This window comes from Streptomyces scopuliridis (assembly GCF_042790125.1).
In the GTDB taxonomy this organism is placed as follows: domain Bacteria; phylum Actinomycetota; class Actinomycetes; order Streptomycetales; family Streptomycetaceae; genus Streptomyces; species Streptomyces scopuliridis_A.
Window position 1 is genome coordinate 114,605 of sequence record NZ_JBHTZS010000013.1, and the last position, 13,266, is coordinate 127,870.

Here is a 13,266-nt window from a genome sequence, read left to right on the forward strand (position 1 = left end):
CGGACCTTCGAGGAGACGACGCGTCATGGAAGAGGTAATCCGCGCCACCGCCGCTCCCACACCAAGATTCGGCGTCAACTACGTTCCGTCACAGGGATGGTGGTACAGCTGGCTGGACTGGGAGCCGTCCGCCGTCGCAGCCGATCTGCGGGCCATCGCCGAGCTGGGCATGGACCACATTCGCATCCACTGTCTCTGGCCGGTCTTCCAGCCGAATCCGGGGCACATCAGCACGTCGGCACTCGACCGCCTCCAGGAGCTCATGGACCTCGCGGACGGATGCCGCCTGGACGTCAGCGTCACCGTCCTCAACGGCTGGCTCAGTGGCTTCCACTTCCGCCCCGCCTGGCAGCACGAGAGCGTCAACATGTTCGTCGATCCGCGGGCCGTCTCCGCTCAGCTCGACCTGCTGGCGGCCATCGCCGAACGTATCGCCACGCACCCCCGGTTCCTTGGGTTCGACATCGCCAACGAACCGAATGTGCTGTGCCAGTACCCGGGCAACGACATCACGAGGGACCAAGGAGACGCCTGGACCCAGCGTCTGCTCGACCACTGCGCGACCGTCGCACCGGGTCGCATGCACGTCGCCGGGTTCGACCACGCGCCGTGGCTCACCGATTCCGCACCCTTCAGCCGCGACGTCCTGGCCCGCACCGGCAACGCGACCCCCGTCCACGCCTGGATCGAATTCACCGGAGCGCTGAAGCGCTACGGCCACCCGGCCACCGCCACCCACCACCTCGGCGAATATCTCCTCGAACTCGCCAAAGCACACCAGTCCGAAGCCCGTCGGCCTGTCTGGCTGCAGGAGTACGGCGCGGCACCCCAATGGATCCCCGCGGAAACCATCCCGGACTTCACCGAGGCATTCACCACCGCCGCCCTGACCTGCGACCAGTTATGGGGCATCACCTGGTGGGCCTCCCACGACATCGACCGGAGCCTCACCGGGTTCGCCGACCTTGAGTACGACCTCGGCCTCCTCACCACCGCCAATCTGCCCAAACCCGCCGGGCAGCGCCTCGCCGACCTCATCGCCCGTCTTCGCGACCACCCGCCGGTACCCGCCCCCCGTGGTACCGCCCTCCTCCTCGACGGCACCCGCGCCCCCGACTGGGCCTTCGCCGAGCGCTTCTTCTCCCTGATCGACCAGGGCACGCACCCCGCGATCGTCCGGGCCGGCCGCCGCGATGACCCCGGGCACCTCGACGACCGCGGCATCACGAAAATCATCGAGATGTAGTCGCGGCTTCCGATGGACCGGTTCGTCGCCTGCAGAGGCACGCGCGCCAGGTCCGGCCGCCAGGTCCAGTCGGTGGGGCCTGGCGGCCGGTCCACGCATCCCTTACGCCGGGCGGGACAGTTCGCCGTACAGATGATCGGCGAGCGCGTCGGCCGTCGGCTTGTCGAACAGCAGACTCGCCGGGAGGTCGAGCCCGGTGAGCCGGTTGAGCCGGGTACGGACCTCGATCACCGCCAGCGAGTCGAAGCCGAGTTCGACGAACGGCTTGTCGCCGGGAAACCCGGCCGGGTCCGGCCGGCCGAGTACGGCGGAGAGTTCGCCGTTCAACAGCGCGCGCAGCTCCGGCTTCGACATCCGCGCGGGCCAGCTCCGCCGGGCCGGCGGCTGGTGCTCGCGCACCGGGCCGCCGACGATCGGCGGCAGGACCGACGCGTCCGGGTCCAACCGGACCGGCACCAGGACCGGTTCGGCCGAGCCGATGGCGGCGTCGAACAGCGCGAGCCCCTGTTTCGCGTCGAGACCGGCGATGCCGGACACGTTGATGCGGCGCCGGGCGAGGTCGGAGATCTGGTCGCCGAGACCGTTGCCCAGTTCCCACAACCCCCACGCCAGCGACACCGCCGGCAGACCGAGCGCACGGCGATGGCACGCCAGGGCGTCCAGGAACCGGTTGGCCGCGCCGTAGTTGGCCTGTCCGGCCTTGCCGAAGAGGCCCGCGACAGAGGAGAAGAGCACGAACGCCGACAGCGGAAGGTGCCGGGTGGCCTCGTGCAGCACCCAGGCCGCGTCGGCTTTCGGCCGCAGCACGGTGTCCATACGCGTCGGCGTCTGGGCGCCGAGCACACCGTCGTCGAGCACGGCCGCCGTATGCACCACCGCGGTCAACGGCGGGTCGCACTCCGCGATCAACTTCTCCACCCCGGTACGGTCGGCCACGTCACCGGCGACGATGCGCACGGCGGCACCCAGCTCGGACAGTTCCTTCCGCACACGCTCCGCGTCCGGCGCCGCCGGGCCGCGCCGGCTCACCAGCAGGAGATGCCGGATGCCGTGCTCGTGGACCAGGTGCCGGGCCGTCAGGGCACCGAGCGCGCCGGTTCCGCCGGTGATCAGCACGGTCCCGGCCGGGTCGATCGGGCGGGTGTCGCTCGGCGCCGCCGGTGTGATCCGCAGCGCGTGCGGTACACCGTTGCGGATGGCGAGCTGCGGCTCAAGGCTGCCGCCCACGAGTTCCCGTACGCGGCTCAGCGGCAGATCGGCGTCCAGGTCGACCAGAGCGATCCGTTCCGGGTGTTCGGCGGCGGCGGCGCTCGCCAGGCCGTAGACGGCCGCGGACGCGAGGTCCGGATCGGAGGTGGTGGCGTTCCTGGTGACGACGACGAGGCGGCCGGAACTGCCCTGCCAGTCGTGCAGGGCAGCCAGGGCACGGGTCGTCAGCAGACGGATGCCGGCGCCCACGTCGCCCGTGCCTTCGCCCCTGTCACCCCCGGCACCCCCGTCACCTCTGTCACCTCCGTCGTCGACGATCTCGACGAACGTCGTCTCGCCGGTGGCCGGTACGGTCCGCACGGCCGGCACGGCCTGCACCGGAATCCATCGTGGCCGGAACAGCATGGTGTCCTGCGGCGCCATCGGCCTGGTGAACATCGATGCCACCGTCGCGACCGGCTCGCCGGCGTGATCGAAGACATCGACGCCGATGGTGTCGGACGCGGTGCGCACACACCGGATTCGCGCGGTCCCCCGGCCCGGAGCGTGCAGCTCGACACCGTTCCATACGAAGGGCACCCGCGCCCCGCCGGCCGGGCCCTCCGCCAGCGCCGCCGCGTGCACGGCCGCGTCCAGCAGCACGGGATGCAGCCCGAACCTGCCGTCCACGCCGTCAGGAAGACCGACCTCGGCGAACACCTCGTCGCCCCGGCGCCACAGGGCGGTCACCGCGCGGAACGCCGGACCGTAACCGAAGGCGTCGTAACGGTCCGCCAACTCGATCCGCTCGGCGCCGGCGGGTGGCCACTCGGCCCCGTACCGCTCAGGAGCCGGACCGCGCACGGCCCGCAGCCGGCCCGACGCGTGCCGTGTCCACGGGTCGGACGGTCGCCGCCTGGCGTAGATGTCGATCCGCTGTCCGTCGACGACCACCTGGAGCTGGACGTCTTCGGCCGTCAGCCGCAGCGGGGCCTCGATCGTCAGCTCATCGACGCCGGCCGCCGCCCCGGCCTGCAACGCGATCTCGACGAACACGCTCGCCGGTACCACGGCCGAGTCGCCGACGGCGTGGTCCGCCAGCCATCCGTGGGCCCGGACGCCGATCGAGCCGCCGTGCACGATCCGGGGTGAATCGGGTGCGACGAGGGCGGGACCGAGCAGCGCGTGACCGGGGCCGCCGGTTGCGGGCCGCGGCGGATCGAGCCAGTAACGCCTGCGCTGGAAGGGATAGGTGGGCAGCGGGAACAGCCGGGCGCCGCTGCCCGCGTACACGGATCGCCAGTCGACGGAGATCCCGGCCGTGTGCAGGGCGCCGACCGCGCTCAGCAGCGTCCCGGCCTCGTCCTGTCCGGAGCGCGCCGGACTGGACGAGGCCGGGAGTGCGGGCAGCACGGCCGCCGCCGCGCGGCTGAGCACGGCGTCGGGGCCGACTTCAAGACAGGTCGTCACACCGGACCCGACGAGGGCGGACAGCGCGTCGGAGAACCGTACGGTGTGCCTCGCGTGCCGCACCCAGTACTCGGCCGAGTCCATCGCGTCGGAGGGTCCCCCGGTCAGCCCGGAGACCACTGGCATCCCCGGGCGGTGGTAGACGAGACTCTCGGCGACCGCGCGGAACCTGTCGAGCACCGGCTCCATCAGGGGCGAGTGGAACGCGTGGCTGACGCGCAGCCGGGTGGCGCGGCGGAACCGGCGGCCGATGGCGGTCGTCGCGGCCTCTTCCCCGGACACCACGACGGAATGCGTGCCGTTGACCGCCGCGATCGACACACGGTCGGCGACTTCGGCCACCAGCGGTGCGACCTCGGCCTCGGTGGCCGCCACCGCGATCATGACGCCACCGGCCGGCAGTTCCGCCATCAGCCGCCCGCGGGCGGCGACGAGCGTCGCGGCGTCCTCCAGCGACAGCACACCGGCGACATGCGCGGCGGCGATCTCACCGACCGAGTGTCCGACGACCACGTCCGGCCGTACGCCCCAGGACTCCAGCAGCCGGCAGAGCGCGACCTCGAACGCGAACAGGGCCGGCTGCGCGCGGTCGGTGCGATCCAGTGCCGCACCGGTGAAAGCGGCCTCGCGGACCTGGCCGCCGAGCGCCTGCCCGCCGAGCGCCTGGCAGGCTCGGTCGAAAGCCTCGGCGAACACGGGAAACCGCCGGGCCAGCCCCCTGCCCATGCCGGCTCGCTGCGCGCCCTGACCGCTGAACAGGTAGGCGACGCGCGCGTCGGCGGGCGCGGTCGCCCCCTCGCGTTCGCCGCAGGCCAGCGCGCGCAGGGCCGCCCGGTCGCCCGCGGCGACCATGGCCCGGTGGTCGAGGGGCGCCCGGCCCACCGCCAGCGTGTAGCCGACATCGAGATCGTCGGGCGCCTCCAGCAGCGCGGTCGCGACGGCACGCAGCGCGGTGCCGTCGGCGGCACTGAGCAGCCATGGCGCGGCGGGGAACCCGCCCCGCGTGACCGGGTCCGCGGGCGGAGCCTCCTCGATGATCACATGCGCGTTGGTGCCGCCGATCCCGAACGAGGACACGCCCGCACGCCGTGGCCGGCCGGTCTCGGGCCATGGCCGGGCCGTCGCGAGGAGCGACACCTCACCGGCCGACCAGTCGACACGCGGGCTCGGGGTGTCCGCGTGCAGCGAGCGCGGCAGCCGCCCGTGCCGTATCGCCTCGACCATCTTGACCACGCCGGCCAGACCGGCCGCCGCCTGGGTGTGCCCGAGGTTGGACTTCACCGAGCCGAGCCACAACGGCCGGTCCCGCTCCCGGCCCTGGCCGTAGGTCGCGAGCAGGGCCGCCGCCTCGACCGGGTCGCCCAGCGGTGTCGCCGTCCCGTGCCCTTCGACCGCGTCGACGTCCCCGGCGGACAGGCCGGCGTCCGCGAGCGCCGAGGTGATCAGCGCGCGCTGCGCAGGTCCGCTGGGTGCGGTGAGCCCATTGGACGCCCCGTCGGAGTTCACCGCCGAACCCCGCAGTACCGCCAGTACCGGGTGCCCGTGCCGACGGGCGTCACTGAGCCGTTCCAGCAGTACCGTCCCGGCCCCCTCCGACCAGGCCGTTCCGTCGGCGTCCGCCGCGTACGACCGGCAGCGGCCGTCCGGCGACAGGCCCCGCTGTCTGCTGAACGCCAGGAACGTCCTCGGCGTCGCCATCACCGTCGCGCCACCGGCCAGCGCGAGGTCGCACTCACCCGTACGGAGTGCCTTCGCCGCCCAGTGCAGGGCGACCAAGGACGACGAGCACGCCGTGTCGACCGTGACGGCGGGACCGGTGAGCCCGAATGTGTAGGAGATCCGCCCGGACGCGAGGGCGTGCGACGACCCGATGCCCAGCCGCCCCTCCAGCTCATGTGTGTCGAACCGGCTCGCGTAATCCTCGTTCATCACGCCGATGAACACACCTGTGGCACTGCCGCGCAGCGTCGTGGCATCGATACCCGCGCGTTCGAACAGCTCCCACGAGGTCTCCAGCAGCAGCCGCTGCTGCGGGTCGGTGGCGAGCGCCTCGCGCGGTGAGACCCGGAACATCCCGGCGTCGAACTCGGCCGCGTCGTGGAGAAAGCCGCCGCGCCGGGTGGTGGAGCCGCCGATCCGGTCCGGATCGGGGTCGTACATTCCGCTCAGGTCCCAGCCCCGGTCGGCCGGGAAGTCGCCGGTCGCGTCGACACCGTCGGAGACCAGCTGCCACAGATCCTCCGGCGACCGGACACCACCCGGATACCGGCACGCCATCGCCACGATGGCGATCGGCTCGGGCGCGGGCCGCCGCCCGGCCGACGGCTCGGAGGCGGGTACGGGTACGGGTACGGTCGCGGCGGAGGCGGACGCCGCGGAGACGGACGCCGCCCCGGTGGCCCGGATCCGTGTCAGCTCGCCGATCAGGTCGCCGGGGGTGGGGAAGTCGTAGATGAGCGAATGCGGCAGGGCGATGCCGGTCAGCGCGGCGATCCTGTGCCGCAACTGCACGCCGCCCAGCGACGACAGGCCCAGCTCCGTGAACGCACGATCGCGCCATCGGCCGCCGCTCTCCGCGACGCCGCCGCGTTCCCCGTTGCCGTCGCGTTCCCCGTTTCCGTCGCTTTCCCCGCCGCCGCACAGGGCGGCGGTTTCGCCGCGTACCAGCTCTTCCAGCGCCGCCGGGCTCGGCTCGGCCGGGTCCGCGATCCGCTCCGCCATGGCCTTGCGCAGGGGTTTCCCCGAGGACGTACGGGGTAGCGCGTCGACCCGCCGGAATTCCACCGGCACTTTGAACACCGAAAGCCGGCGCAGGCACAGCCGGCGCAGCTCCTCGGGATCGAAGCCATCCGCTTCCGGTACGACGAACGCCACCGGGATCTCGCCGACCAGGTCGTCGGGCCGGCCGACGACCAGCACATCGCGCACCCCCGGCGCTTCCGCGATCACGGCTTCCACTTCCAGCGGGTGCACATTCTGGCCGCCGCAGACGATCACATCGTCGATCCGGCCGGCGACGGTGAGCCGGCCGTCGTCGATCCGGCCCGCGTCGCCGGTCCGGTACCAGCCGTCGTCAACCGAGGTGGCGGGCCGGCCGTGGTACCCCGACATGAGTCCTGGGGTGCGTACGAGGATCTCCCCGTCCGCGATGCGGATCTCGACTCCGTGCACGGGCGTCAGGCCGGTCTCGCCCGGCAGTTGGACGGCAATCTTGCCACTGGTCTCGGTGGCTCCGTAGCAGTCCAGCAGCGGGGTGCCGAACAGATCCATGACCGCGGCGCGCGTCGCCTCGGTGCAGGGCGCGCCCGCCGTGACGCTCAGCCGGGGCGGAGTGGCCACGCTCCGCGTTTCGTGCCGGAGCTGAAGATAGGTGGCCGGCACACCGGCGAGGACGCACCCGGGATACTCGGCGAACAACGGGGCCAGGTCGCCGTCGGCGATCCGGGTGTGCGCGCCGATCGCCACCGTCCCGACGAACGCCAGCGACATCCCGTAACAGTGGTGCAGCGGCAACGGCCAGAGGATCGTGTCCTGTTCGGACAGCCCGAGCATCGGGCCGTAACACGCGGCCGCCGACCACAGCATCGCGCGCTGCGTGGTCAGCACTCCCTTCTGCGGACCCGTCGTGCCCGAGGAGTAGAGCAGCCAGGCCGGTTCGTCCAGGCCGAGGTCGTCGGCCGGCGAACCCGCCACGGCGACCGGCCCGTCCTCGACGATCAACACGCGCAGCCGCGGCCGTCCCTCGCACAGCCGCCGCGCTATCGCCGCGTGCCGGGCTTCGGTGATGAACAACGTCGCGCCGGAGTCATCGACGTAGTAGGAGAGTTCCGCCTCGGTCGAGCGCACGCTCACCGGCACGCCGACCGCGCCCGACCGCAGCACCGCCAGGCAGTACTCGGCGAAGTCGACGCGACTGCCGATATGAATCAGTACCCGGTCACCGCGCCCCGCCCCGAGCCCCATGGCGAGCGCACCGCTGACGGAGAGCAGATCCCCGTACGTCACGGTGCGCCGGCTGTCCGTGAAAGCCCGCCGGTCGGTCGCGTGCCCGGACAGCGACACCACTAACGGCCTGATCAACTCTTCCCGGACGAATGACACCAAAGGATCCTTCCCGAACGCGGGGCGCGGTCATCACCCCATTCTCCGGCACACCGCCGACCGCGTCGGCAATGCCCCCAGGCCCGGATTTTGCCTCAAATAGCCTTTCACATCGCCGAATTCGCGCCGCTGCGGAACGCCACCGGGGTACGTCACCGGGGTACGGAAGCAGGTCAGGCGCCGCGCTGCACCGGACCGACGAGGGCGCCGGCGGCCACCTTGAGCCTGCCCTCCGCGACAGATGTGCCGGGGATCTGCCCGCCCGGGGCCCGGAGCGTGAACGATGCCTCGTCCGCGGGGGTACCGGGGCGGCTGCTCGGAACCTGGATGTCGAAGTGCACCGGGCGGCCCGGACCGAAGGTCACCACAGTCCCCTGGCCGCCGTAGCTGCCCGCGGTGACCCCGCTGTCCGAGCCATGGTTCGAGAACCGAACGCCGGTGGGCGAACCGGCCAGCTCGCACGGCTCGTACCCGCGCGGCGCGGTCAGGGTGACGCGGTAGTGACGGTGCCCCGCGCTGGCGGGCGCGTCGGTGATCTTCGCGGTGTGGTTGGCCGGACGGCAGGCGGAAGGGGCCGCACTCCCGCCCGTCGCCGGCGAAGCCTGCGCGACTCCCGCACCGGCGGCACCCGTCAGCGCGGTGGCCGCGAGGATGGCAGCGAGGGTGACGGCGATCTTCCGGTTGGTACGCATGATGAACACTCCTTGCCTTGTTCAACGGCTCCGCGGGTGTTCACCGTCAGAGCCATGGTCGACACCATTCCTGCCCGCCTGCTCTCGCGGAGAATGTCTCAGGACGACCACAGCCGAGTCGCCCGGGGCGACGGCGCCCACCCCACCTGGTCACTCCTGCGGCTGCCTCCGGGTCGCGGGGGCCTTCCCGGCGGGTTTGCCTGGGGGAGGCACGAGGTGCTCGGGAAGCCGCGAGACAGGGAACGACATGACGACCACGACCGCGCGTTCGACCATGACCATCGGCGACTTCCTGCTGCGCCGCCTGAAGGAGGCGGGCATCTCACACCTGTTCGGAGTGGCCGGCGACTACAACCTTGAGTTCCTGCTGCAGATGGAGGAGCGCGACGAGTTCACATGGGTCGGCAACTGCAACGAGCTGAACGCCGCCTACGCGGCCGACGGGTACGCGCGGCTCGCCGGCATCTCGGGCCTCGTGGTGACCCACGGCGTCGGCGCCTGGAGCGCCATCAACGGTGTCGCCGGCGCCTTCAGTGAGCACGTACCCGTCGTGTGCGTCTGCGGGTCGGTTCCGTTGAAGGCGCTGGACCGCAAGCTGCTGATGCACCACACCTCGGGCGACACCGAGTACGACGACGTCATGCGCGGCTACACCCAGGTCACGGTGGCACAGGCCAGGCTGACGCCACAGAACGCCGTGACGGAGATCGACCGGCTCATCCGCACCGCCTGGCAGCGCAAGCTCCCGGTCTACCTGGAACTGCCGTCCGACATCGCCTACCTGGATGTCGAGGTCCCGCCGGAGCCGCTGGAGCTGGCCATGCCGGCGAGCGATCCCGAACGGCTGAGCACCTGCGCCGACGCGATCGTCGCCCGGCTCACCAGCGCGCGCTCGCCCGTGATCCTCGTCGACATCGACGCAGACCGCTTCGATGTGACCGGCGAGCTGTTGGAGCTGGCGGACAGGATGCGGCTGCCGATCGCCGCCGTCAACACCGTCAAGGGGCTCGTCGACGAGACCAGCCCGTACTTCCTCGGCCTCTACGCGGGAGCGGGCAGCAAGTCCGACATCCGCGAGATGGTGGAGAACAGCGACGGCCTGCTGGCGGTCGGCGTACGGCGGGTGGACACGACGTCCGGTGGTTTCAGCGACGCGCTTCCCGCCGGACGGATCGACGCCCGCGGTGACGCCGTGGACATCGGCTCGGACAACTACCAGGCCGTCTATCTGAAGGAACTGCTCCGCCAGGTCGTCGACAGGGCACCCGCCAGGACCTCGGGCTACTCCCGGCAGGCCGAGACACCGCAGGAGCCGGGCGCGGCCGTGATGCCGGGCCCGCTCACCCAGGCGGCGTACTGGAGCATGGTCCAGGGCTTCATCCGCGAGGGCGACGTGCTGATCGCCGAGGACGGCACCTCCGAGGCGGGCTGCTGGAGCCTGCGGCTGCCGCCGAAGTGCTCCATCGTCCCCCAGCCGGTCTGGGGCTCGATCGGCTACAGCGTGGGATCGGTCCTCGGCACGCTCCTGGCCGCGCCGGAGCGGCGGCACCTGCTCTTCGTGGGCGACGGGGCCTTCCAGCTCACGGCGCAGGAGGTGTCGACGATTCTCCGGCACGACCTCAAGCCCGTCATCTTTCTGATCAACAACGGCGGCTACACGGTCGAACGCACCATCTGCGGCAAGCAGGGGCACTTCAACGACATCGCCAACTGGGCCTACGCCGAGCTGCCGAAGGTCCTTCACCCGGGGACGACCGCCCGGACATTCGTCGTGCGGACACCGGCCGAACTGAAGGAGGCACTGGCCGCCCCGCACGACAGCATGATCTTCATCGAGGCGATCATGGACAAGTACGACGCCCCGCAGCTCGTCATCGACTCCGGCCACGGAATGGCGGAGGTCGACTACGGTCCCCGCGGCCCGCAGCACCGGCCCGGCGTCCAGCTCTGACAGTGGTTTCGAGGGCCATCACGTCGTGAGACCGAGCTGACGCAGCATGCCGAGCTCGTCGCTGCTGCCCCATCGCTCGACGAGCTTCCCGTCGGCGAACCGGCTGATCTGCATGCCTCGGTAGCTCACCGTCTTCCCGGTCGCGCTGTGCCCCAGCAACTCACCGCGATGCGTACCTGTGATGGTGTACGCGAACGCGACTTCGTCGTCGGTGGCGACGACGTGCTCGACCTCGATGTGCAAATCCGGGAAGGCCCGCCTCATCGTGGCGAACATCGCTTCGTATCCCTCCGGCCCCGGGACCTGCCCGGGGGCTGGGTCGTGATCCACCGAGTCGGGCGCGAAGTAGTTGTCCAGCTCGCTGAGATGGTTGCTGTTGACCGCCGATCCGAGCTTTTCCAGGATGGCGAGGTTGCTGTTGCGCGACATGGCGCTCCTCGGCGTTGTGATCTCGGGCGTGCGTGCCGGTCCTGGCTGCCGCAGTCGCCCCTTCCCGCTTCCCACGGTAGGTGTCATGGCCTCTGGTTGCCTACCGATGCACGCGCCCCGCGGGACACCCCCTGGTCAGCTACGGACGATGCAGAAGGGATGCCCCGCCGGATCGGTGAGAACCCGCGCCTTGGCGGCATCATGAGGCTGGTGATCCGGCTTGCCGGCGCCCAGTTCCAGCAGCCGGCCCTCAACCTCGTCCAAGTGCTCCTCGACCTTGAAGCAGATGTGAAGCTGCTGGGGAACTGTCTGGTCGGGCCAGCAGGGAGCCCGGTAGTCGTCGACCCGTTGAAAGCCCATGAGGAGTCCGTCCGCATGGTTGAGACCCGCGAAGTCGGGGTTCGACTTTGGATGAGGTTCGAGTCCGGTGGCTTGCTGATAGAACGCCGCCAAAGCCGGCGGATCAGGGCAGTCGAGTGTTATCGCGCTCAACCTCATGTGCAGGGGCATGGCATCTCCGGGCCAGTCGGTGGACTTCCGCGAGGAACACCCTAGGGGCGGCTGGTTGAGCGGTGAACGATGAGGCTGGGACCGTGCCCCGGACCGTCCTGGCTCAGCCCGGCGCGTTCATCAGGGCGGTGACATAGGCGTCCAGCCGCTCCTCCACGGCCCGCGCCGTCAGCTCCGTCCGCCCTGCCTCCCGCCATGGCCGCGACACCAACCGCACGTCCTCCGAGAACGCCAGCCCGTCCCGCACCCGCCAGTACAGCCGCTCGCTCGCGGTGGCGGCCAGCACCCCGCCGGCCTCCTCATACGCGTCGGCGAACCGCGGACCCCAGGCCGGGCCGTGCAGCAGAGCGAGATTGGTGGAGCAGTGCGCCACATCGAGGTCCACCGGGCCCCAGGAGGCCCCTGTCCAGTCGACGACGCCGGTGATCCGGGCAGCTGCCGGCCTTGAAGGCGGCACGTCGAACAGCACGTTGCCGGGGTGGAGGTCGCGGTGCAGGAATCGCCCTTCATAGGGCGGCGCGGGCTTGCGGATCAGGTCGATCGCCGCGGCCCATGCCGCCGCGTCGGCGCCCTTCGGAGTCACGACGGTGTCGGCGGTCGTCAACGTCACATACGTCCGGGGCCGCTCGGCGGGCCGCAGGGCGTGGATCGCCACGAGCTGACGGGCCAGCAGAGGGACGCGCGTCTCCACTCCCTCGTCGTCGAGGACCGTCCGGCCCGCCAGATGTGTCATGAGGAGCGATGGATACTCGCAATGCGCGGCGGTGGGATCAACCGCGACCAGCCCAGGAGCCGGCACGCCGGTCCCCGTGAGCAGGGTCAGGGCGTCGGCCTCCCTGTTCAGCCCGTCCTCGGCGTTCTCCACGTTGACGAAGCTCCGCAGCACCAGGTCACGGGTGCCTCCGTCCCGCGTGCCGATGGTCAGCCTCCGCATTTCGGCGGTGATGCCGCCGTGCAACGCCTCGGTTCTGACGACCCGTTCGCCGGCCGCCAGGTGCCGGCTCACCCAGGCCAGTGTCAACGGCCGGAGAGCCGTCGCCTCATCGTGACTGGTCACCGTGCCACCTCACCGCGCTTGCCTTCCACTGGTCCGCCGTCATCCGCCAGATGACATCAATCCCCGCTTCGCCAGGAGCTTCGGGCCCTTCAGGCGCTCGTAGGCGTTCAACCTCAGTGAATCCCAGGCGGCGGGCGACGGCTCCGCTGGCAGGGTTGGCGGCATCGTGATGGATCTCGACGCGGTCGGTGCCTGCCAGTTGGAAGCCCTGGCGGGCGAGAGCCGCGGCGGCCATCGTGGCCAGACCCCGTCCGGTCCACTGAGGGTGCAGCCAGTAGCCGATTTCGAGGCCACCCGCCCCGACACGGCGCATCAGGCCACAGCTGCCGATCACCGCGGCATCCGATGTGATCGCATAGCCGAAGGCTTGCCCGGTCTCCCACTCCTCCTGGTTTCTGGCGAGGAAGTCGGCGGTTTGCTGCCTGCCGGGGTCAGCCGCCCAGGGCATCCACGGCACCAGATGGTCCAGCGACTCGTAGATCGCGCGTTCCAAGGCGTCGAGATCGCTCATGCGCCACCGGCGCAGTTCAACCTGGTCGGAACTGAGGCTTTCGGCGGGCTCTTCCATGCACCGGATGCTCTCGCAGCCCAGCTGAGACCGACAACGCATTATCCGCTGCCC

8 protein-coding genes are annotated in these 13,266 nt (G+C 71.0%); 2 read left to right on the plus strand and 6 right to left on the minus strand.

The window, feature by feature from the left end; genetic code table 11:
• Positions 1 to 25 precede the first annotated feature (25 nt).
• Positions 26 to 1,246 (plus strand): glycoside hydrolase 5 family protein, encoded by a 1,221-nt coding sequence (locus ACFRKB_RS21280; RefSeq protein ID WP_383107767.1) that lies wholly within the window; start codon positions 26 to 28, stop codon positions 1,244 to 1,246.
• A 102-nt stretch (positions 1,247 to 1,348) separates the two neighbouring features.
• On the opposite strand, the gene ACFRKB_RS21285 is transcribed toward ACFRKB_RS21280, so the two are convergent.
• Both ACFRKB_RS21285 and ACFRKB_RS21290 read right to left on the minus strand, forming a co-directional pair.
• A complete protein-coding gene (locus ACFRKB_RS21285) occupies positions 1,349 to 8,005 on the minus strand; it encodes an SDR family NAD(P)-dependent oxidoreductase (RefSeq protein ID WP_383107769.1) in 6,657 nt (2,218 codons plus the stop codon).
• A 173-nt stretch (positions 8,006 to 8,178) separates the two neighbouring features.
• Positions 8,179 to 8,697 (minus strand): DUF4232 domain-containing protein, encoded by a 519-nt coding sequence (locus tag ACFRKB_RS21290; RefSeq protein WP_383107771.1) that lies wholly within the window; start codon positions 8,695 to 8,697, stop codon positions 8,179 to 8,181.
• Positions 8,698 to 8,944: 247 nt separating this feature from the next.
• On the opposite strand from ACFRKB_RS21290, the gene ACFRKB_RS21295 reads away from it, so the two are divergent.
• The gene (locus ACFRKB_RS21295; RefSeq protein WP_383107773.1) at positions 8,945 to 10,648 is read left to right on the plus strand and encodes an alpha-keto acid decarboxylase family protein; all 1,704 of its coding nucleotides are present in this window, start codon (positions 8,945 to 8,947) and stop codon (positions 10,646 to 10,648) included.
• A gap of 18 nt (positions 10,649 to 10,666) precedes the next feature.
• Here ACFRKB_RS21295 and ACFRKB_RS21300 read toward each other — a convergent pair whose 3' ends face one another.
• The 4 genes from ACFRKB_RS21300 to ACFRKB_RS21315 form a co-directional block, all read right to left on the minus strand.
• Complete coding sequence (locus ACFRKB_RS21300) at positions 10,667 to 11,077, minus strand: ester cyclase (RefSeq protein WP_383107775.1); 411 nt, start codon at positions 11,075 to 11,077, stop codon at positions 10,667 to 10,669.
• 135 nt (positions 11,078 to 11,212) lie between these two features.
• Entirely contained in the window at positions 11,213 to 11,587 is a 375-nt protein-coding gene (locus tag ACFRKB_RS21305; protein WP_383107777.1) for a VOC family protein, read from the minus strand.
• A gap of 103 nt (positions 11,588 to 11,690) precedes the next feature.
• The gene (locus ACFRKB_RS21310; RefSeq protein WP_383107779.1) at positions 11,691 to 12,644 is read right to left on the minus strand and encodes a phosphotransferase family protein; all 954 of its coding nucleotides are present in this window, start codon (positions 12,642 to 12,644) and stop codon (positions 11,691 to 11,693) included.
• Entirely contained in the window at positions 12,628 to 13,212 is a 585-nt protein-coding gene (locus tag ACFRKB_RS21315; RefSeq protein WP_383107781.1) for a GNAT family N-acetyltransferase, read from the minus strand. The genes ACFRKB_RS21310 and ACFRKB_RS21315 overlap by 17 nt, the downstream gene beginning before the upstream one ends.
• Between the last annotated feature and the right edge of the window lie 54 nt (positions 13,213 to 13,266).